Here is an 18,957-nt window from a genome sequence, read left to right on the forward strand (position 1 = left end):
TCCGTGGAGCGGTCATCGACTTCGCCGGCGACTCCCACCACGCCAACCCCTGGGCCGCCGACCTCTACCGGCGGGCCCGGGCTCGGGGCCACGACCACCCCCACGCCACGCGAATCCTCGCCCGCGCTTGGCTGCACGTGATCTGGCGCTGCTGGCAAGACGGCGTCGCCTACGACCCCACCCGCCACCGAGCTCTGCAGGCCCTTCTCGCCTCCGCCGCTTGACACAGGGCTACTCATGCCTACCGCCCCGGGAGTTCCCCGCCCAGCCTCGGGCGGGCACGCACTGCCTTATGCCCGATCGCGTCCGCGTCCTATTCGGCCTCGGCCCTTGCGCAGCGATGCTGTCGGCAGCATCCCCTCAATTCACCAACTACAGGTAAGAAGGACCCGGCCGGCCTGGTGATCGGGCAGGTCACGCCTTGCAATCAGGGCAGACGTCGTCACCAGTGGTCGTCGTTGGTCGCTGACGATCGGCCTCCGACGGCCTGGTGACGGCCTGGACCTGGTCCTTGTCGACCCCTTGACCCCCAGGCAACCAACACTTCCACGTGAGCTGCGGCTTCGTGGCCCGTGGCCTGCCGCAACGGTCCGCTATCGTCCGCCCTTGTCCGCTGGCGTCCGCACCGGTCGTCACTCAGTTGGTCACCGAAGGGCATGTGACGCGATGACTATGCTGCCGCCGTGAGAGCTGTCTGGTTCATGTGGGCAGGTTCGTTTCTCAGCCTCGCCAACATCGCGGCCGGTTGGAGCTGGGCCTTAGCTGACGCCGATCTTCGTGTTGGAACCTCCGCCCCTCAGGGTATCGACTGGAGCCAGGCGAGCGCGTTGTTGGGCGTACCGGCCGCGGTGACGGTCGTTTTGATGACAGCCACTATCCGTCGTTCACTGGCTTTGCTATGGGTGGGTGCCGTCGCGATGGGATTGCTATTCATCCCGTGCGGTTGGGCGCTTCTCATCGACCACGCAGGGATGGACGGGGCCAGCCTCGCTCCATGGGCTTGGGCCGCCCATCTAATCGCCATTTTTCTCGCCCTGCCCACTGTGGTCATCGCGCCTTGGCTGCACGGCCGCGACACCCGACACTGAGGCCGACCGGTGTGGCCCGCCGGCCCGGTCGATGCCGGCCCGTCTTCCACGACATCGGTGCCGTGGTTCACTTCCTGCGGAAGGTGGTCTGGATCGTGCCCGACTTCACCGTCGAGCGGTACCGCGACCAGCTCGCCGCCCTGCACGAGCGGATCCAGACCGACGGGCCCTTCGTCGCGCACGCCCAGCGGATCCTGGTCGAGGCCGCAGGCCCGGTTGACCGATCCGCTGGGCATGCCCCGATCCGTGCGCCGCCGGGGTGACGTGGTCACCGCTGGCTGCCCCAGAGGTAGACGCCGAATCCGGCAAGCAGCAGGCTTACCACGCTCGCCCCGGCGCGCACGGTGTTCCACCAGGTCCAGCGAGAGGCGTAGTCCGCCCAGATCCGCGCCGCCTCCGCCGGGTCGGTCGGCACACCGGTCGCGTCGAGCGCATCGTTCATCGGCACGTTGAGGGTCACCGTCGGGATGAACGCGCCCACCAGGTACGCGGCCCCGGCCAGGAAGAACAGCAGCGCCGCCGGACGGTGGCCGAGGATCAGCAGCAGTACGCCGGTGATCGTAGCCGCGAGGATGGGACCGAAGAAGGTGACGAAGAAGAGCGGATTCTGGATCTTCTGGTTGATGCTCGTCATGGCCCGGATCGCGGTGCCGGCGTCGGTCGCGTTCAACCCGGGCATCACGGACACGGAGAAGGCGTAGTAGACCCCTGCGATCAGACCGGTCACCGCCAGGGTCACCGCCGCCGACCAGGCTGCCAGCGTACTCATGACGATCAGCCCCGATCCGGCTGTTCGGTCGCCCAGACGCCGGTGGCGGCGGCGTCCCGCGCATAGTCCGCGAAGTCCCGGGGCCGGCGGCCCAGAGCGCGTCGCACACCGTCGGTCAGGTGGGCGTTGCGCCCGTCCAGGACCTTGCCGAACAGGTCTGTCAGGACGGCCACCAGCTCGGCGGGCACCTGGTAACGCGCCATTACCTCGGCGTACTCCTGTGGGGAGACCGACTGGTAGGTGATCGGTCGCCCGACCGCCTTGGCGATCTCGGCGGTCGCCTCGGCGAAGGTGAGCAGCCGGGGCCCGGTCAGTTCGTAGAGCTGACCCACGTGGCCCGCCTCGGTCAGCGCCGCGACCGCGATCTCGGCGATGTCGTCGGCGTCGACGAAGGGCTCCCCGACGTCGCCGGCCGGGAGCACGATCTCGTCGCCGCGCACCGAGTCCACCAGGAAATCCTCGCTAAAGTTCTGGCTGAACCAGCTCGCCCGCAGGATCGTCCACTTCGCGCCGGATCGCTGTACCACCTGCTCGCAGAGCTGAGCCGCCTCCTCGCCCCGGCCGGAGAGCAGGACAATCCGCTCGACGCCGCCGGCCACCGCCTGCTCGACGAACGCGCGGATTGTGGCGGGGGCGTCCGGTGCGGCCAGGTCCGGGTAGTACACCAGGTACACCGACCCGACCCCTTCCAGCACGCCGGCCCAGGTGCTCTGGTCGGTCCAGTCGAACCGTGGCTCGCCGGAGCGGGAACCGACCCGTACCGGACGGCCGAGGGCGGTGAGGCGGTCCACCACGCGACGACCAGTCTTGCCGGTGCCGCCGAGGACCAGGATGGGCTGTTCGTGCACGTTCTCTCTCATGTCACTAGTCAAGCCGGGCGGGGCCTGACCGGGAATGAGTGAGACGCTCGGCTCCATGTCTGGGCGTCTCACCAGGGTTCTTCTAGCTTGGGGCGTGTGGACGCACTGGCGGGGCTGTTGGACGGGCCGAGAGCGCGCGACGCGTTCCTGCTCCGATCGGTGTTCGACCCGCCGTGGTCGGTACGGATCCAGGATCGCGCACCACTCACCCTGGTGTCCGTGCTCCGTGGTGACGCGTGGGTGGTGCCGGACACCGGCGCCCCCGTCCGGCTTCGCCCCGGCGATGTGGCGGTCATCCGGGGTCCGGAGCCGTACACGATCGCCGACGATCCGGGCACTCCGCCGCAGGCGGTGATTCACCCCGGCGAGCGCAGCACCACTCCGGCCGGGGAAGAGTTATGCGCCGTGATGGACCTGGGCGTACGCACCTGGGGCGAGCGGCTGGACGGCTCGGCCGTGCTGCTCAGCGGCACCTACCAGTTCCACGGGGAGGTGAGCCAGCGCCTGCTGCGGGTGCTGCCGGCGCTGCTGGTGCTGCCGGATGAGGCGTGGAGCAGCCCGCTGGTCCCGTTGCTCGCCGACGAGATGGACAAGGACGAGCCGGGCCGGGGGGTGGTCCTCGACCGGTTGCTGGACCTGCTGCTCATCGCCGTACTACGGGCCTGGTTCTCCCGTCCGGAGGCGGCGGCCGCGACCTGGTACCGGGCACACGGCGATCCGGTGGTGGGCCTGGCGCTGCGACTGCTGCACGACCAACCGGCCCACCCCTGGACAGTGGCGACGCTCGCCGCCCGTACCGGGGTGTCCCGGGCCGCGCTGGCCCGCCGGTTCACCGAGCTTGTCGGTGAGTCGCCGATGGCGTACCTCACCGGTTGGCGACTCGCCCTGGCGGCCGATCTGCTGAGAGAGCCGGACGCCACCATCAGCGCGGTGGCCCGCCGGGTCGGCTACGGCAGTCCGTTCGCGCTCAGCGCCGCGTTCAAGCGGGTACGCGGGGTCAGCCCGGCCGAACACCGGATCCACGTGGAGGGGTTGGCGGCGGTCTGAACCCGCTCGCCCTCCGGCGGTCACTGGGTCCGGGGCGACGGTGTCGTCGCCCCGGACCCGGTCGGCCGCGTCGGCGGCGGTCTAGAGACCGATCCTGCCGACGCCCACACCGGCCGTGACCCTCGCCGGGGCGGTGCCGGGATCATCGACCGTGTACGGGTAGTAGGTGCGCGGCTCGACCACGGTGCCGGCAGTCTGCGGAGTGCCGAGTTGACGTACCTGTTGTTGCGCTCGACCAGCCGGCCGGGGCCGCTCTTGTCGTAACCGACGTAGCTCGGGTGGGCCACGTTCTCGAAGTAGTTCCCCTCCACCAGCACGCCGGCGTTCTCGTGGAGGCGATCCCGTAGAGGGCGTTTCGGTAGTAGTTGTTCAGGACGTGCACCAGGTCGGCGAAACGCACCCGGGGGTGTCGTTGGTCGGTGCCGTCGAAGAAGTTGTGGTGGTACGTCACCCGCAGCTTGCCGAGGTCGGCCGGGTAGTTGTCCGAGTGGCCGACCAGGGCCGACTTGCTGTGGTGGTGGAAGTGGTTCCACGACACCATGATGAAGTCCGACTCGCGCTTGATGTCGAGCAGCCTGTCGTAGCCGTCGGACAGGTCGTTGCAGTCGATCCGAGACGGCACCCACCCGGCTCGGCGAGCAGTTCCTGTGAGCTGCTGTTCCTTGCTGCTGTACAAGATCGAAAAAGGCCGTCTCCGACTAGCGGAAACGGCCTTTGACCTGGGGTGGAGCTGAGGGGATTTGAACCCCTTACACCCGGCGTAGCGAGAGAACGTCATCAATCAGACCCATCGACGCTGTGAGCAGGGCGTGACCTGCCGATGTTTGCTAACGCTTGTCGCCGTTGATTGCTCTCAGTTGTAGTGGATCTGTACCTGATGATCTTGTCCGCCATGCCGCCACGCACCCTGCCGGCTCCCTCTCCCAGCCATCCCGGAGTGCCCGAGGCCCCGCCGGAGGCGCACCCGTCGTTGCCTATCGGCGGGCAGTAGTGGCAGGCATGACAAGCAGGGCGTTCGGTGTCCGTGTCGGAACTGTTCGGCGAACAGCGACGGCTGATTGCCCTTGTCGGTGAACACGTAGCCGCCGTCGCCGCGGCAGACATAGGTCGGCGGTGTCGGTCTGCGCGTGCGCGGCGTCGCCAGTAACCACCGCCCCGGTAGGTCCACCACGTCCGGTGGGGCGTCGACCTGGGTGACCTCGGTGGTGGTATCCGGGACGCGGGTCTGGGCGGATGACCACGGCCTGCCCATGCAGCATCGCCGAGAACAGCTTCCCAGCACGGGCCGCCCGCGCAAAAGGGTCGGCGGCCCACCGGGCGGTAACTCCGGCCCGTCGTTGGATCACGTCCCGAGTCAGTCTTTTACTAGTTAAGATACCTCAAAATAGAGGCTACTACCTAGAACGGACGTTTGGCACGGCGCATGCGGCGTCGAGCGCTGGAAAGCATCAATCGGCGGGAAGTGAACACGGCGCCATGCATGCCTCGTCAGGGATGGTGGCCAGCGGTAGAGGGATGGGTTATCCGCATAACCGAGCATGGGATGTGGCACGCGTCAACGTTAGACTGAAATAAATCTATAGGAGTACAGTCCGATGACGACGGCGCGGGCCAAGGTGCTACGCACTGAAGGGACGTCGCAACGTGCGACGTTCCTGGAACTCTTCTTCGACCTGGCGTTTGTGTTCACGCTTACCCGGCTGTCGCGCGAACTGGGAGAGCACCTCAGCTGGATCGGCGCCGTACAAACAATGGTATTGCTGCTAGCGGTATTCTCTATCTGGAGCCTTACCGCGGCTATGTGCGACGTGTTCGATCCTATGAAGCCGTCGATCGAACTGCTGATCTTCGCCACCATGGTGGGCAGCCTGGTGCTTGCCGCCGCCATGGCCGACGCGTTCGGCGAGCGAGGGCTACTCTTCGCCGGCACGTACATCGCAATCCACATCGGCCGCAATCTTTTCTTGATCATCGCCATAGGCGGTCAAGAGGTGCATCGCCGCGACGCCAGTCTGACGCTGATCTGGTACGGGATATCTGCCGTGCCGTGGATTACGGGGGCATTCGCACAAGGCACAGGACGCCTAGCGCTGTGGGCGGCCGCGGTAGTCCTGGAATACACCGCCACCAGGATCGGTTTCCCCGTACCCGGGCTCGGCCGCATGACCACGTCGTTGGTTGTCAACACAAGCGAGCATCTGGCTGAACGCTATCGGCAGTTGTTCACCGTCGCGCTCGGCGAGTTGATCCTGATCGCGGGAGTCGCACACGGCGCCGGCGACTTCGAGGCCCACCGCAACGCGGCGTTCGCGGTGGCATTCCTGATCACGGTGCTGTTGTGGCGGATCTATATCTACCGGGCCGGTGAGTTCATGGACGCAGCTGCCGCAAAGGCCCGCGCGCCGGTCCGGCTGGCCCGAGCGGTATCACAATCACACGTAATCATGGTGGCCGGAGTCGTGGTCACCGCTGTGGGCCAGGACCTCACCATCATCCATCCAACGGGACATACAGAACCGGCCTGGGTCGTCGTCATTCTCGGCGGGCCCGCGCTGTTTCTGCTCGGGCGTGCCGCCTTCGAACGCGCCGTCTTCGCCCGCGTACACGCAGGTCGGCTGATTTCTGCAATGCTTCTACTGGTCGCCATCGCACCGGCAGTGCTCATACTGGCCGCCAAGGCACCGGGGATGCTTCCACTGTCGCCGTTGGCAGTGGCAAGCGCCACCACCGCGGCCCTTCTCGGCACCGCCATCTCAGATACGGTCCGCATGCACCGACACCCGGCCATTGTGGCGCCGACAGGCGGACAATCTATCGCGACAGGCGAAAGCATGCCGCCGTAAGGCCGCCAACGGCGCCGCAACGGCCGGAGACCGTCAAGCCCACCTTGACACCGAATCCAACGCCTACGCCGGCCTGCGGCGCTGGGCACACATGCTCGGCCTTGGCGGTCACTTCGTCACCAAGGCCCGCCGCTACTCCGTCACCTTCGGCCTGCTTCCAGGTACCCGAGCCACCTACCGCCGCACCGGAGACGACGACACCACCAATGCCATCACCGGCGGCACCCTCACCTACATCGGGTCCGGCTGGCTTAGCGACGGTGACGCCCTGCTTGCCAACACCGCCGCCAGACAGCGACGAGAGAGCCGACGCGTCGGCCGGGAAGAAGTCGCCCACGCTGCATGGCTCGTCGGGGCCGCCGCATGAGCCGAGACCTCACCCCGCGCTGGTACTCGCCCGCCGAGGTCGCCGTCCTGCTCGGCTTCGGTCTGTCCAAGGTCAAGATGAAGATCGCCACCGGCGAGCCGCGCTCCATCAAGGACGGCAAGTACCGCCGCATCCTCCCCGAATGGGTCGACGACTACATCCGCGAACGGGTCGAACGCCGGGAGGCTGCCTGATGCCCGCACGCGCTCGTGCCAACGGCGAAGGCTCGATCTTCCCGTACCGGAACGGCTTCGCCGCGTACGTCTGGGTCGAGAAGCCGGACGGCAGGCGGGGCCGGAAGTGGGTCTACGGCAAGACCCGCGAGGAGGTCCACGACAAGTGGATCAAGTTGCACGGGCAGGCCAAGGCCGGCCCTGTGGCGACCCGCTCCCCGACGGTGGGGAGTACGCCGGCTACTGGCTGCGCGAGATCGTCAAGCCGAACCTCGCCCCGGGCAGCTACGTGACCTACGAGGTGGTGGTCCGGCTCTACCTCGTGCCGGGGCTGGGCCGGAAGCGCCTCGACAAGCTCCGGGTCAGCGATGTCCAGACGTGGATCAACGAGGTCGGGCGGACCTGCCAGTGCTGCGCCCAGGGCAAGGACGAGCGGCGCAAGCCTGCCCAACGTCGCTGCTGTGCCCTCGGCCGCTGCTGCCAGGACCTGCCCTCGGCAACCAGCGTCACGCACCTGCGAACCGTGCTCCGGACGCTGCTGTCCCAGGCGATCACCGAAGGGCTGATCACCCGCAACGTCGCCTCCCTGGTGAAGCTGCCCCCGGTACGGAAGCGGAAGCGGAAGGCATGGACGAGCGACGAGGCTCGGCGGTTTCTGGAGTCGGCCCGCGCCGACGACGACCCGCTCTACGCCGCGTACGTCCTGGTCCTGGTGCTCGGTCTGCCCAAGGGCGAGATTTTGGGGCTCACCTGGGCTGATGTCGACCTCGACGCGGGGGAGTTGACCATCGATCGGCAGCTCCAGCGGGTCGGTGCCGAACTGCTGCACAGGGAGACTAAGACGGCCGCCTCGGACGCCACCCTGCCGCTGCCGGACGTCTGCACCGTGGCGCTCGGCCGCCGCTGTGCCGCCCAGAACGCCTCCCGGGACGCCGCCGGCTCGGCCTGGCAGCCGTCGGACCTCATCTTCACCACCCGCTACGGCCGCCCGGTCGAGCCGCGCAACGTGAACCGCTTCTGTGACCGGCGTTGCGACGCGGCCGGGGTCCGACGGATCACCGTCCGGGACGCCCGGCGGACCTGCGCGTCACTCCTGGCCGACCTGGACGTGCACCCCCGGGTGGCGATGCAGATCCTCCGGCACGCGCAGTTCGCCATCACCATGGAGATCTACACGGTGGTCTCCTCGGCGGCCACCCGTGACGCCCTCAAGCGGCTCGGCAGCGCGCTGGACCGGTAAGGCGCTACTGCTGTACTTCGCCGCTGTACCAGCCAAGATCGCGGCTCCAGCGGCCCTCGAAAGGGCCGCTGACCTGCGGAGGAGTGGGCCGCCAGGGACTCGAACCCTGAACCTATGGATTAAAAGTCCACAGCTCTGCCATTGAGCTAGCGGCCCGCGCGCTCAGGTTACCGGACCGTGCCCGCCGACGACTCTCGGCTTCCGGCCGGTCGGTCGATGCCTGCCTGCCGCACGTTGCATGGGTGCGGGCGGGTGGGGAACCAGACCGGGCATGAAACTGAGCGGCACCCCGGCGGTGGCGGCGTCCGGCGAGGAGGTCGGGCCGGACGGCGTACGTGGGCCGGGCGGGGAAGTGCACGCCTGGCTGCCCGGCCAGAACCAGACCGTCTGCGGGTTGGCGCTCAGCCGGACCCGTCTGCGGCGCTTTCCGCACGTGCGCTTCGACTACTCGGGCACCGACGTGCTCACCGAGGCCGACCCGATCGGTTGGATCTGCCCTCGCTGTCTCGCGGCGACGGCCGGGCGGCGGGGAAAGGAGAAGCACGGCTGGGTCCGGGACTCGCCCCGCCCTTGATCCCGAGTCGATCAAACCGCGCCGCGCCGCGCCGCGCCGGGCCGGGCGGTTGGCGGGCGGCTGGGCGGGTACGGGGTCGGACATGCGGATCGTGGTGGTGGGGGCGAGCGGCAACGTCGGTACGGCGCTGCTGCGGCGGCTGCGCCGGGAGCGGGGCGTGGAGCTGGTGGGGGTGGCTCGGCGGCTGCCCGGCCCGGAGGCTGGCGAGCCGTACGACCAGGTGGAGTGGCACTCCTGCGACATCGGCTCTCCCGGGGCGGTCGGGCAGCTCGCTGAGGTGTTCGCCGGCGCGGACGCGGTGGTGCATCTGGCCTGGCAGATCCAGCCCAGTCACGACCAGCGGGTGCTGCGCCGCACCAACGTCGACGGCAGCCGGGCGGTCTTCGACGCGCTGGTCCGGGTGGGCGTGCCGGCGCTGGTGTACGCCTCCTCGGTCGGGACGTACGCTCCCGGCCCGAAGGACCACCCGGTGAGTGAGCGCTGGCCGGCGACCGGGGTGCCCGGCTCGTCGTACAGCGAGAACAAGGCGGAGGTGGAGGCGCTGCTGGACGGGATCGAGCAGGACCACCCGACGCTGCGGGTGGTTCGGCTGCGACCCGGGCTGATCTTCCAGCGGGACGCCGGCGCGGAGATCACCCGCTATTTTCTCGGCCCGCTGGCGCCGGTGCGGCTGCTGCGCTTCGGCCGGATCCCGCTGGTGCCCACCCACCGCCGGCTGCGGATGCAGGCGGTGCACGCCGACGACGTGGCTGACGCGTACGCCAGGGCGGTGCTGGGTGACGCGCGCGGCGCCTTCAACGTCGCCGCGGACCCGGTGCTCACCCCGGAGCTGGTGGCCCGGCACTTCCATGGCTGGACGGTGCCCGTCGCCGCGCCGGTGCTGCGGGTGGCGGCGGCGCTGACCTGGCGGGCGCGGCTGCAACCCGTGGACGCGGGCTGGGTCGAGCTGGGCCTGAACGCGCCGCTGATGTCCAGCGAGCGGGCGGAGACGGAGCTGGACTGGCATCCCAAGATCAGTTCGCTCACCGCGCTCAAGGAACTTTTTGCCGGGATGGCCGGCGGTGACCACACCACCAGCCCGCCGCTGTCCGGCGCGTCGAACCTGCCCGGCCGGCCGGGCGGTCTGCTCCGCGCCCGCGCCGCCGGCCAGGGCAACCCGTACTGAGGTCAGCTCAGTTTCGAGCCGCTCACGGTGGGGTTGCGGGCGCCGAGGAAGAAGATGCCGGGGAAGCCGCGGGTTTCGAACTTGGCGCTCGGATTGCGGCGCAGGGTGGACTTCTCGATCGTCATGGTGCCGGTGCGGTTGTTGCTGACGAAGAAGATCGCGCCGCCGCCCTCGTTGGCCTTGTTGTTCTCGATGATGGTGCCGGCGATCCGCACGGTGAACTCGTTGCCGTCGCAGTAGATCGCGCCGCCGCTGCCGCCGCCGGGCGTGCCGGACTTGGCCGGGTTGGCGCCGCTACCGATCGCCTCGTTGTGGCTGAGCACGCTGTTCAGCACCACCCAGGAGACGCCGATGCTGCTCAGCGCGCCCCCGTTGGAGCAGGAGCCGCCCTGGCCGGCGGAGCCGCCGAAGGTGCTGCCAACCACGTACACCGGCTTGTTCTCGTACTGGCTGAGCACCCGGATGGCCGCGCCGCCCAGGTCGGGGCCGGTCCGGTCGCAGCGGTTGCGGACGAACCGCGAGTTGACCACCTTGAGCCGCCCGCCGCGTACGAAGATCGCCCCACCGCCGCCGCCCTCGACCTTGTCCCCGGTCGAGTTGCCGTCGGCGAAGGTCAGGTTCTGCACGGTCAGCTGCGGATGGTCCTGGTTCTGGCAGTGCGATTTGGTCCAGCCCTGGGCCTCGTCGCAGGTGTTCATGTAGAGGATGCGGCGCTTCCCCTGGCCGCTCAGCGTCACCCTGCCGCCGCCGTCCAGCACCACCTTCGGCCCGTTGGCGTTGCGGACCTTCGCGGTGGCGGCCATCTTGATCGTCACCGGGGCCGGCCCGCAGTTGAACGTGATGATGCCGCCGGCGGCGACGGCCTTCACCACCGCCGCGGAGGTGCAGCTCGCCGGGGTGCCGGAGCCGATGGTCCGGGTCGACTTCGAGGTGTCCACCGCCCGTGCCTCGGCCGGCACGGTGGCGTTGCCGTTCGGGTTGCCGGCCGCGAGCGCCTTGCCGGCCGGCTTCGGGCTCGGGCTGGCCCCCGGGCCACCGAGGCCGTCCCGGGCCGCCGGGGCGACGCCCTGCTCGCCGGTGGCCAGCGCCTCCGGCTCGGCCGACGGGCTGGGCTGCGAGGCGGCCGGAGCCGGGTCGTCGGGCGCGCAGGCGGGCAGGGTCGCGGTGGCGACACCGAGGACGAGCAGGGCGACAAGCGACGTCATGCGCACCCCGTGATGCTAGGAGCCGCGACGGCGCGGGAGCGAATTCGCCATGCGGGTTTAACCCGTGGCTAAGGCTGGGGGGGTCAGAAGTCGGCGAAGAGGTACGGCACTCCGCGCGGGAAGATGCTCCGCAGCTCCGCGGCGGCGTCCGCCGGCACCTCGCCCAACCCCCGCAACGGCAGCTCCGCCGGATCCAGCACCCCGTACGCCAGGGCGGAGAGCCCGGCGGCCGTGAGCGTGGCGGTCGGCGCGCTGCCGGCGGTGTCGGCGACCAGCTCCAGCGCACCGGTCGTGCCGTCCAGCAGGTGGGTGCCGGCCAACCAGCGGTCCCCGGTCAGCTCGATCCGTACCCGGCCGGGCCCGGCGGGCAGCCCTCGCAACGCGTCCAGCGACAGCACCCGGGCCATCGGGGCGGACGAGCTCGGCACGACCGTTCGCGCCTCGACGTGCACGTCCAGGTCGGTCAACCACAGCTCCGGCAACTCGTCCGGCGGGACCTGGACGGTGATCCGCTCGACCTGGTCGACGTGCCGGGCGAAGAACTGCAACAGCAGCGTCCGCGCGAGCGGGTCGGTGACCAGCAGTTCGTTGCCGTGCAGCGTGCCGCCGTGCTCGTCGATCCGGTAGGTCACCGCGCCGGTGACCTCGCCGGCCACCCGGGCGGTGACCAGCCAGTACTCGTCCCGGTCGCGCAGCCCGACGGCCCGGTAGTCCGGGAAGGTCGAGAACCCGTGCCGCTCGTGGAGGCAGCGCTCGGTAAAGGCGCGCCACGCCGGATAGCCGGCGGCGATGCGCTCCCAGCCCACCTCGCCGGGCAGGTCCGCGCGGAGCAGCGACCCCAGGTTCGCCGGGGTGAAGGTGGCCCTGCGCGGCTTGGGCAACCCGACGTAGCCGAACCGGGCGTAGAAGCTGGGCCGGAACGGGTAGAGCGCACTGAGCGCGTGCCCCTCGTCGCGCATCTCGTCGAGGAGTTGGTGCAGCAGCGTCCGGACGTGCCCCTGGCGGCGGGCCAGTGGATGGGTGGCCACCCCGGCGACGCCGGCCATCGGCAGCACCATCCCGCGCAGGTTCTGCCGCATCGGGATGGCCGTGACGGCGGCCAGCGTGTCGCCGTTCTCCTCGGCGATCAGCGTCCGGTTGCCCTCGTGGTAGGGCAGGTAGTCGCGGAACTCCTGAATCCGGGCGGCGCCGAGCGGCGACGACTCGAAGGCGTATGCGGCCAGCGGGAAGCTGGTGGTGAGACGGTCGTCGTCGGTCACCCGGCGGATGGTCATCGACCCATCCCAACCGGCTCCGACATCGGCCGCAACCGGATTGGGTGAATCCGTCAACGGGTGCCGACGTCGGAGACGACGACGGTGACGTTGTCCGGTGCGCCGGCGTGGTGGGCGAGCTTCACCAGTTGCTCGCCGCACTGCTGGCGGTCGGTGTACATGCCCAGCGTCGCGCCGATGGCTTCGTCCTCGACGTAGTCGGAGAGCCCGTCGCTGCACAGCAGCAGCCGGTCGCCGGGGACCACGGTCAGCACGCCGATCGCCGGTGGGGTGTCGGCGCCCTGCACGGCCCGGGTCACCAGGGACCGCTGAGGGTGGTGCCGGGCCTGCTCGGGGGAGAGCGAGCCCTGGTCGACCAGCGACTGGACGAAGGTGTCGTCCCGGGTGAGCTGGGTCAGCTCCCCGTCGCGCAGCAGGTAGCAGCGGGAGTCGCCGACCTGGGCCAGCACCAGCGTCTCGCCGGCCAGCAGCGCCGCGGTGAGCGTGGTGCCCATCCCCTCGCGGGTCGGGTCGACCGTGATGGCGGCGTGGATGCGCTGGTTGGCGGTGCTGACGACGGCGCGCAGGGCGTCGGCGGCCCCGTCGGAGTCGGTGGGTGGGGCCAGCTCGTCCAGGATCCGGATCACGATCTCGCTCGCCACCTCGCCCGCGGGCAGCCCGCCCATGCCGTCGGCGACTGCGATCAGGCGGTCACCGGCGAGGGCGGAGTCCTCGTTGTTGGTCCGGATCAGGCCGATGTCGTTGAGGATGACCGAGCGGAGGATCAGCGTCATGGGGTCAAGCTTGCCAAGAACACCCCGTCTTCGTCTCTACGCACTACTGCGAAGGGTCGAGAAATGCTGCCGATGTGCACGTTCGGGCCCACCGGGCCGTGGCTCAGCGGCGTGGATAGCGCAGCAGCAGGCTGGCCGCGACCTCCTCGTCACCCACCGCCGTATAGCTGTGCGGCACGTCGGAGACCCAGCGGATGTGACCGCCGGCCGGTGCGGTCAGCGGCGCGTCGGCCGGGCCGGCGCGCAACACTCCGGCGAAGACGGTGATGTGCTCGGTGACCCCCGGCTGGTGGGCGGGGGAGAGCTGCCCCGGCCCGGGCGCGACCCGCATCCGGTACAGCTCGTAGGTCGCGTCGGCGTCGGTGAACACCTCCAGCAGGGTGGCGCTGACCGCGGTGCCGTGCACGGTGGTGGGCGCGGCGGCCGGCTCGGCCAGCACTGCGGTCAGCGGTACGCCGAGCTGCGCGGTGACCGCCCAGAGCGTCTCCAGGGTCGGGTTGCGGGTGCCGTGCTCCAGGCCGGAGAGGGTGGCCTTCCCGACGCCGGCGAGTCGGGCGAGTGTGGACAGCGAGATCCCCCGCTCCTCGCGCAGGGCGCGGACCCGGCGGCCGACGACGGCGGGATCCACGTCGAGGCCCGGACGGCGGGCTGGTGGTCGGTGCGGCACCCGGCTATCGTGCTACACGCTGTCGTTCCGTAAACGGAACAGTGGGAGGTTGGGATGGCCGGACGGGTGCAACCGCTGCTGGCCGGGGTGGTGACCGCCCTGGTCGGCTTCGCCAGCTCGTTCACCGTCGTGCTGGCCGGCCTCCGGGCAGCCGGCGCGTCGGACGCGCAGGCGGCCTCCGGCCTGCTCGCCCTCTGCGTGGCGTCCGGGCTGGCCGCCGCCTGGCTCGGCTGGCGGTACCGGATGCCGATGAGCGTCGCCTGGTCGACGCCGGGCGCGGCACTGCTGGTGGCGACCGGGTCACCGCCGGGCGGGTGGCCGGTCGCGGTGGGCGCCTTCCTCGTCTCCGGCCTGCTGATCGTGGCGGCCGGACTGTTCCCGCCACTCGGTCGGGCGGTGGCGGCCATCCCGAAGCCGGTGGCCGGCGCGATGCTCGCCGGGGTGCTGCTGCCGCTGTGCACCGCGCCGGTCCGCGCGCTGGTCGAGCTGCCCACGGTGGCCGGCCCGGTGGTGGTCGGCTGGCTGCTGCTGCACCGGTACGCCCGCCGCTGGGCGGTACCCGGCGCGCTGCTGGTGGCGGTGGCGGCGATCGCGCTGACCGCGCCGCCGGCGGGCCTGACCGGTGCCGCACTGACCCCGTCGGTCGCCCTGACCGCGCCGGCCTGGAACGCGTCCGCGCTGGTCGGGCTCGCCCTCCCGCTGTTCCTGGTCACCATGGCGGCGCAGAACGTGCCCGGCATGGCGGTGCTGGTCGGCTACGGCTACCGCCCACCGTTCGGCGCCGCGCTGCGGGCCACCGGTCTGGCCAGCCTGCTGGCCGTCCCGGCCGGCGGGCACGCGGTGAACCTCGCGGCCATCACCGCCGCGTTGGCCGCCGGCCCCGACGCGCACCCGGACCCGGAGCGCCGGTGGGTCGCCTCGGTAACCGCCGGCGTCGGCCTGGCCGTGCTCGGGCTGGGTGCCGGCGTCGCCACCGCGCTGGTCGCGGTCGCCCCGCCGATCCTCATCGAGGCGGTCGCCGGGCTGGCGCTGCTGGGCGCGCTGGCCACCGCGCTCGCCTCGGCGGTGACCGACCCGGCGACCCGGGAGGCCGCCGTGGTCACCTTCGTGGTGACCGCCTCCGGGGTGACGCTGCTCGGTGTGGGCGGCGCGTTCTGGGGTCTGGTCGCCGGCTGCCTGATGCTGCTGCTCTTCCGCCGCGCAGGGGATCAGGCGGGGACTCACTCCTCGGCGGGCAGGTCGGCCACGCCGACCGCGAGGCGCACCCGGCCGTCCGAGACGGCGGCGATCCGGTCGGCCGGGACGTACACCGCGCCGGCGTCCACCAACTCGGTGGAGACCTTCAGGTAGCCGCTGTGCAGCAGCCGTGCCGCCAGATCGGCCGGCACGTCGGGCTCCTCGACCGCGGTGGCCTCGATCAGCTCGTCCAGGCTGCTGCCCGGGTCGGTGGCCGGTGTCTGGACGGTCACCGCGTACGGGTCGCCCCGCTGGACGAGATCCACCGTGCCGACCTCGGCGCCGGCGGGGTCGATCACCGGCATCCCGGTGGTGATCCGCGAGATGGTCGCCTGCTGCTCGTCCTGCTGATCCATCCCATCGCGGTTCCCGGGGCGGTACGCCGCTAAACGCCGTCGCCGCCCCGCCCGACGCTCAGTCAGCCGGCCGCTCCCGCCCGTTCAGCTGTTGGGGAGGGTCCAGCCGCCCGGCGGGCGCGGGGACAGCTCGCGCCAGGTGTCCGGGCCGTCGAGCAGCGCCCGGACCGTCTCCTCGGCCTCGTCCGCACTGCCGTACTCGTAGAACCGGGAGATGCCCTCGGCGCCGCCGGCCCGCTGCTCGACGTGCCACCGGTCGGCGTCCACCCGGAGGAAGACGTCCCGCCGGGCCAGCCGCCCCCATTTCCCGTTCCACCAGTGCTTCCGCTGCTCCATGGGCGGACTCTATCGAACACACGTACGAGAAGGTGCGGCCCCTGCGGGAATCCCACAGGGGCCGATGTGCATCCGTCGGTCAGCGCGGCGCCGGCGGCTCCGTGCGGCGGCCCAGCACGTCGTCGAGCGCACCGCGCTGCTGGCCAGGGGTGGCGTGACCGGCGGAGAGCAGCGCGTCCCGGATCTCGGTGAGCAGCTTGATCTCCTCGCTCGGCGCCGCCGGTGGCGGCTCCTCGCCCCGCTGCCGCCGCTCGGCGAGCTTGTTCATCGGGAACACCACGAAGAAGTAGAGCACCGCCGCGGTGAGCAGGAAGGTAATCAGGGCGTTGATGAACCCCGCCCAGTCCATGAAGTTGCCCTTGCTGATCTCCCACTGGCCAGCGAACTGGTCTTCCCCGCCGCCGACCAGCTTGATGATCGGCTTGAGGAACGAGTTCGTGAGAGCGGTGACCACGCCCGTGAACGCGGCGCCGATGACGACACCGACCGCCAGGTCGATGACGTTGCCGCGCATGATGAAGTCTTTGAAGCCCTTGAGCATCCGTACTCCCGAGGTGTCCGGTTTTCCGTCCGGCACAACCTATGCCCCTCCGGCGGGCTCCAGAAAAGCGCCGGCTTCGATCGCTGCCCGCCCCGGGTCGCCGGCCCGGATCGCCTCGACCAGCCGGGTGTGGTCGACGTAGCGCTCGGGGGTGAGCGCGTCCCCCATCGCCTGGGCGACCGTGCTGCGCAGGGCGGTGCCGACCGAGGCGTACAGCTCGGCGAGCATGACGTTGTGCGCGGCGGCGACCACCGCGGTGTGCAGCGCCGCGTCCGCCTCGACGAACACGTCCACCCGGCCGCCGCGCCAGGCCGCCTCGCGCTCGGCGAGCGCGCCGTCGAGCGCCGCCATGTCCTCCGGGGTACGCCGCAGCGCGGCGAGCCGGGCGGCCTCCACCTCGAAGGCGCGCCGTACCTCGATCACCTCGGTCATCCGGTCGTCGCCGAGCCGGCGGGCCACGACCGGCGCCAGCTCGTCGGTGGACACCACGTACGTGCCGGAGCCCTGCCGGCACTCCAGCACCCCGGCGTGCACCAGGGCGCGGACCGCCTCGCGGACCGTGTTGCGCCCGACGCCCAGCGCGGCGACCAGCTGTGGCTCGGTGGGGATGCGCCCGCCGACCGGCCACTCGCCGCCCAGGATCCGGGCCCGGAGCTGCTCAGTGGTCTGCCGGACCCGATGGCCGCGGGGCGGCACGGGCGGCGCGGAGGAGGAATCGACCGACGGTGGCACTGGTTACATCACCGGTCCCGAATTCATCCCATGATTGTAGGTTAGAGGTCATGACCCCGCCACCGACCGCCGCTCCGGCGCCGCCCGCCCCCGTCGATCCCGCCCTGGCGAGCGACCCCGGCGCGGGCCGCCGGACCCACCCGGCGACCGGCGGCGCGCTCGTGCTGGTCGGGATGCTGCTGGTCGCGCTCAACCTGCGCGCCGCGGTGACCAGCCTCGGCGCCCTGCTCGACGAGGTCCGCGACGGGCTGGGGCTCTCCGGAACCACCGCCGGCCTGGTCACCACCCTGCCGACCATCGCGTTCGCCGGCCTCGGCGCGCTCACCCCGTGGCTGGTCCGCCGGGTGGCGCCGGCCCGGATCCTGGTGGTCGCCATGCTCGCCCTCGTCGCCGGTCAGGTGCTCCGGGTCACCACCGACTCGACCTGGGTCTTCCTGCTCACCAGCGCGTTGGCGCTGGCCGGCATCGCGGTCGCGAACATCCTGCTGCCGATGCTGGTCAAGCAGCACTTCCCGCACCGCACCGGCCTGGTCACCGGGGCGTACACGATGGCACTGACCGCGGGCACGACGGTGGCCGCCGCCTCCGCGGTGCCGATCGCGCACGCCTTCGGGTCCTGGCGGGCCGGGCTCGGCATCTGGGCCGCGATGGCCGCGGTGGCCGTACTCCCGTGGGTGCCGCTGGCGCTGCGGACCCGGGCGTCCGCGCGGCGGGCGACCCCGACGGCGGCCGTCGCCCCGGCGGCGCGGGTCCGGCCGGCGCGGACGCGCCTGGGCTGGGCGATGGCCCTCTACTTCGGCGCCCAGTCGCTCAGCGGGTACGCGATCATGGGCTGGCTCGCCCAGCTGTTCCGGGACGCCGGCTACCAGCCCGAGTCGGCGGGGCTGCTGCTCGCCGGGGTGACCGCGCTCGGCGTGCCGATCGCGCTGCTGATGCCCACCGTGGCCGGCCGCCTGGCGACGCTGCGCCCGCTGGTGCTCGGGCTGACCACCGCGTCGGCGCTGGCCTACCTCGGGCTGGCGCTGGCCCCGCACGGCGCTGCCGTGCTCTGGGTGATCCTGCTGGCGATCGGCCAGGGCGCCTTCCCGATGATCCTGACCACCATCGGCCTGCGCGCACGGACCGCCGAGGGGACCGTCGCGCTGTCCGCGTTCGCGCAGAGCACCGGGTACGTGATCGCCGCCCTCGGCCCGCTGCTGGTCGGCATCCTCTACGAGGTCACCGGCGCCTGGACCGCGCCGATCGGGTTCCTGCTGGTCGCGCTCGCCGTGCAGACGGCGGCGGGCATGGCGATCGCCCGTCCCCGCTACGTCGAGGACGAGTGAGGAGCGGCAGCGGTCAGGAGGAGGCCGGCGTCGGGTCGCCGGCGACGGCCTGATCCACCGTCGGGTAGGTCTGCAGCACCTCGACCAGACCGCTCACCTCGAGGATGCGCAGCACCCCCCGCTGCGGGGCGGCCAGCCGCACCACGCCGCCGGCCTCGTCGCAGCTGTTCTTGGCGCGGACGAAGACCGACAGACCGGTCGAGTCGCAGAACGAGACCTCCGCCAGATCGAACACCAGCCGGTTGCGGCCCTTGTCGAGCAGGTCGGTGATCTGGTCCTGCAACTGGGGTGCGGTCGCCATGTCCAACTCGCCCGCGACCGACACGACGACCACGTCGCCGCGCTGTTCCGTGTGCACCGTCAAGGACATTCGCCAGACCTCCTGT

20 protein-coding genes, 1 tRNA gene and 4 pseudogenes are annotated in these 18,957 nt (G+C 71.0%); 12 read left to right on the forward strand and 13 right to left on the reverse strand.

The features are described 5' to 3' along the window. The 3 genes and pseudogenes from ACWD5O_RS17940 to ACWD5O_RS17950 form a co-directional block, all read left to right on the forward strand. Window positions 1-224 (forward strand): annotated as a pseudogene (locus ACWD5O_RS17940) (IS110 family transposase); the annotation flags it as partial. A 459-nt stretch (window positions 225-683) separates the two neighbouring features. After that, window positions 684-1,088, forward strand: coding sequence for a hypothetical protein (locus ACWD5O_RS17945; RefSeq protein ID WP_354967233.1), 405 nt, complete (start codon window positions 684-686; stop codon window positions 1,086-1,088). A 62-nt stretch (window positions 1,089-1,150) separates the two neighbouring features. Then, complete coding sequence (locus ACWD5O_RS17950) at window positions 1,151-1,351, forward strand: hypothetical protein (RefSeq protein WP_354967234.1); 201 nt, start codon at window positions 1,151-1,153, stop codon at window positions 1,349-1,351. Between the two features lie 5 nt (window positions 1,352-1,356). Here the strand turns inward: ACWD5O_RS17950 and ACWD5O_RS17955 are convergent, their stop codons facing one another. Together ACWD5O_RS17955 and ACWD5O_RS17960 are read right to left on the reverse strand one after the other, a co-directional pair. After that, window positions 1,357-1,857, reverse strand: a complete 501-nt coding sequence (locus ACWD5O_RS17955; RefSeq protein WP_354967235.1) for an anthrone oxygenase family protein — start codon at window positions 1,855-1,857, stop codon at window positions 1,357-1,359. 5 nt (window positions 1,858-1,862) lie between these two features. Next, the gene (locus tag ACWD5O_RS17960) at window positions 1,863-2,717 is read right to left on the reverse strand and encodes an NAD(P)H-binding protein (RefSeq protein WP_354967236.1); all 855 of its coding nucleotides are present in this window, start codon (window positions 2,715-2,717) and stop codon (window positions 1,863-1,865) included. Between the two features lie 96 nt (window positions 2,718-2,813). On the opposite strand from ACWD5O_RS17960, the gene ACWD5O_RS17965 reads away from it, so the two are divergent. Further along, complete coding sequence (locus ACWD5O_RS17965) at window positions 2,814-3,764, forward strand: AraC family transcriptional regulator (protein ID WP_450085989.1); 951 nt, start codon at window positions 2,814-2,816, stop codon at window positions 3,762-3,764. Window positions 3,765-3,906: 142 nt separating this feature from the next. Here the strand turns inward: ACWD5O_RS17965 and ACWD5O_RS17970 are convergent, their stop codons facing one another. Then, entirely contained in the window at window positions 3,907-4,386 is a 480-nt protein-coding gene (locus ACWD5O_RS17970; RefSeq protein WP_354967238.1) for a pectate lyase family protein, read from the reverse strand. A 973-nt stretch (window positions 4,387-5,359) separates the two neighbouring features. On the opposite strand from ACWD5O_RS17970, the gene ACWD5O_RS17975 reads away from it, so the two are divergent. From ACWD5O_RS17975 to ACWD5O_RS17990, 4 genes and pseudogenes are all read left to right on the forward strand, one after another. After that, window positions 5,360-6,607: a low temperature requirement protein A gene (locus tag ACWD5O_RS17975; protein ID WP_354967239.1), complete on the forward strand. Its 1,248-nt coding sequence runs from the start codon at window positions 5,360-5,362 to the stop codon at window positions 6,605-6,607. Next, window positions 6,603-6,974 (forward strand): annotated as a pseudogene (locus ACWD5O_RS17980) (replication initiator); the annotation flags it as partial. The gene ACWD5O_RS17975 and the pseudogene ACWD5O_RS17980, both read left to right, overlap by 5 nt. Beyond that, a complete protein-coding gene (locus ACWD5O_RS17985) occupies window positions 6,971-7,168 on the forward strand; it encodes an excisionase family DNA-binding protein (protein WP_354967241.1) in 198 nt (65 codons plus the stop codon). The pseudogene ACWD5O_RS17980 and the gene ACWD5O_RS17985, both read left to right, overlap by 4 nt. Beyond that, window positions 7,168-8,387 (forward strand): annotated as a pseudogene (locus ACWD5O_RS17990) (tyrosine-type recombinase/integrase). Before ACWD5O_RS17985 ends, ACWD5O_RS17990 begins: the two are co-directional and overlap by 1 nt. 84 nt (window positions 8,388-8,471) lie before the next feature. Here ACWD5O_RS17990 and ACWD5O_RS17995 read toward each other — a convergent pair. Next, window positions 8,472-8,543: transfer RNA gene (locus ACWD5O_RS17995), tRNA-Lys, on the reverse strand. Window positions 8,544-8,658: 115 nt separating this feature from the next. Here ACWD5O_RS17995 and ACWD5O_RS18000 point away from each other — a divergent pair. Further along, window positions 8,659-8,961 carry a hypothetical protein gene (locus ACWD5O_RS18000; protein ID WP_354967242.1) on the forward strand — a complete coding sequence of 101 codons (303 nt, stop codon included), beginning with the start codon at window positions 8,659-8,661 and terminating at the stop codon, window positions 8,959-8,961. 82 nt (window positions 8,962-9,043) lie between these two features. Next, the gene (locus tag ACWD5O_RS18005) at window positions 9,044-10,126 is read left to right on the forward strand and encodes an NAD-dependent epimerase/dehydratase family protein (protein WP_354967243.1); all 1,083 of its coding nucleotides are present in this window, start codon (window positions 9,044-9,046) and stop codon (window positions 10,124-10,126) included. Window positions 10,127-10,128: 2 nt separating this feature from the next. On the opposite strand, the gene ACWD5O_RS18010 is transcribed toward ACWD5O_RS18005, so the two are convergent. From ACWD5O_RS18010 to ACWD5O_RS18025, 4 genes are all read right to left on the reverse strand, one after another. Continuing rightward, entirely contained in the window at window positions 10,129-11,331 is a 1,203-nt protein-coding gene (locus ACWD5O_RS18010; RefSeq protein ID WP_450086015.1) for a hypothetical protein, read from the reverse strand. A gap of 83 nt (window positions 11,332-11,414) precedes the next feature. Then, window positions 11,415-12,590: a GNAT family N-acetyltransferase gene (locus ACWD5O_RS18015; RefSeq protein ID WP_387328521.1), complete on the reverse strand. Its 1,176-nt coding sequence runs from the start codon at window positions 12,588-12,590 to the stop codon at window positions 11,415-11,417. 68 nt (window positions 12,591-12,658) lie between these two features. Next, the gene (locus ACWD5O_RS18020) at window positions 12,659-13,378 is read right to left on the reverse strand and encodes a PP2C family protein-serine/threonine phosphatase (protein ID WP_354967245.1); all 720 of its coding nucleotides are present in this window, start codon (window positions 13,376-13,378) and stop codon (window positions 12,659-12,661) included. 103 nt (window positions 13,379-13,481) lie between these two features. Continuing rightward, entirely contained in the window at window positions 13,482-14,045 is a 564-nt protein-coding gene (locus ACWD5O_RS18025) for a helix-turn-helix domain-containing protein (protein ID WP_354967246.1), read from the reverse strand. 54 nt (window positions 14,046-14,099) lie between these two features. Here ACWD5O_RS18025 and ACWD5O_RS18030 point away from each other — a divergent pair. After that, window positions 14,100-15,170 (forward strand): annotated as a pseudogene (locus tag ACWD5O_RS18030) (benzoate/H(+) symporter BenE family transporter); the annotation flags it as partial. Window positions 15,171-15,265: 95 nt separating this feature from the next. On the opposite strand, the gene ACWD5O_RS18035 reads toward ACWD5O_RS18030, so the two are convergent. From ACWD5O_RS18035 to ACWD5O_RS18050, 4 genes are all read right to left on the reverse strand, one after another. Continuing rightward, window positions 15,266-15,637, reverse strand: a complete 372-nt coding sequence (locus tag ACWD5O_RS18035) for a hypothetical protein (protein WP_354967247.1) — start codon at window positions 15,635-15,637, stop codon at window positions 15,266-15,268. A gap of 84 nt (window positions 15,638-15,721) precedes the next feature. After that, on the reverse strand, window positions 15,722-15,973 hold the full coding sequence (locus ACWD5O_RS18040) for a hypothetical protein (protein ID WP_089018164.1): 252 nt from the start codon (window positions 15,971-15,973) through the stop codon (window positions 15,722-15,724). Window positions 15,974-16,052: 79 nt separating this feature from the next. After that, the gene (gene mscL, locus ACWD5O_RS18045; protein ID WP_354967248.1) at window positions 16,053-16,514 is read right to left on the reverse strand and encodes a large conductance mechanosensitive channel protein MscL; all 462 of its coding nucleotides are present in this window, start codon (window positions 16,512-16,514) and stop codon (window positions 16,053-16,055) included. A gap of 39 nt (window positions 16,515-16,553) precedes the next feature. Beyond that, window positions 16,554-17,246, reverse strand: coding sequence for a FadR/GntR family transcriptional regulator (locus ACWD5O_RS18050; protein WP_450085990.1), 693 nt, complete (start codon window positions 17,244-17,246; stop codon window positions 16,554-16,556). A gap of 50 nt (window positions 17,247-17,296) precedes the next feature. Here ACWD5O_RS18050 and ACWD5O_RS18055 point away from each other — a divergent pair, with 50 nt between their 5' ends. Further along, a complete protein-coding gene (locus tag ACWD5O_RS18055) occupies window positions 17,297-18,571 on the forward strand; it encodes an MFS transporter (RefSeq protein ID WP_387328514.1) in 1,275 nt (424 codons plus the stop codon). Between the two features lie 13 nt (window positions 18,572-18,584). Here ACWD5O_RS18055 and ACWD5O_RS18060 read toward each other — a convergent pair whose 3' ends face one another. Beyond that, on the reverse strand, window positions 18,585-18,941 hold the full coding sequence (locus ACWD5O_RS18060; RefSeq protein WP_354967250.1) for an STAS domain-containing protein: 357 nt from the start codon (window positions 18,939-18,941) through the stop codon (window positions 18,585-18,587). Between the last annotated feature and the right edge of the window lie 16 nt (window positions 18,942-18,957).

This window comes from Micromonospora sp. NPDC005161, from assembly GCF_053599855.1.

Coding starts and splice junctions, on each gene's coding strand:
- ACWD5O_RS17960 (WP_354967236.1), bottom strand. CDS start 2,717: ATGAGAGAGAACGTGCACGAACAGCCCATCCTGGTCCTCGGCGGCACC.
- ACWD5O_RS18000 (WP_354967242.1), top strand. CDS start 8,659: ATGAAACTGAGCGGCACCCCGGCGGTGGCGGCGTCCGGCGAGGAGGTC.
- ACWD5O_RS18010 (WP_450086015.1), bottom strand. CDS start 11,331: ATGACGTCGCTTGTCGCCCTGCTCGTCCTCGGTGTCGCCACCGCGACC.
- ACWD5O_RS18055 (WP_387328514.1), top strand. CDS start 17,297: ATGACCCCGCCACCGACCGCCGCTCCGGCGCCGCCCGCCCCCGTCGAT.
- ACWD5O_RS17985 (WP_354967241.1), top strand. CDS start 6,971: ATGAGCCGAGACCTCACCCCGCGCTGGTACTCGCCCGCCGAGGTCGCC.
- ACWD5O_RS18040 (WP_089018164.1), bottom strand. CDS start 15,973: ATGGAGCAGCGGAAGCACTGGTGGAACGGGAAATGGGGGCGGCTGGCC.
- ACWD5O_RS17975 (WP_354967239.1), top strand. CDS start 5,360: ATGACGACGGCGCGGGCCAAGGTGCTACGCACTGAAGGGACGTCGCAA.
- ACWD5O_RS18020 (WP_354967245.1), bottom strand. CDS start 13,378: ATGACGCTGATCCTCCGCTCGGTCATCCTCAACGACATCGGCCTGATC.
- mscL (WP_354967248.1), bottom strand. CDS start 16,514: ATGCTCAAGGGCTTCAAAGACTTCATCATGCGCGGCAACGTCATCGAC.
- ACWD5O_RS18035 (WP_354967247.1), bottom strand. CDS start 15,637: ATGGATCAGCAGGACGAGCAGCAGGCGACCATCTCGCGGATCACCACC.
- ACWD5O_RS18005 (WP_354967243.1), top strand. CDS start 9,044: ATGCGGATCGTGGTGGTGGGGGCGAGCGGCAACGTCGGTACGGCGCTG.
- ACWD5O_RS18060 (WP_354967250.1), bottom strand. CDS start 18,941: ATGTCCTTGACGGTGCACACGGAACAGCGCGGCGACGTGGTCGTCGTG.
- ACWD5O_RS17955 (WP_354967235.1), bottom strand. CDS start 1,857: ATGAGTACGCTGGCAGCCTGGTCGGCGGCGGTGACCCTGGCGGTGACC.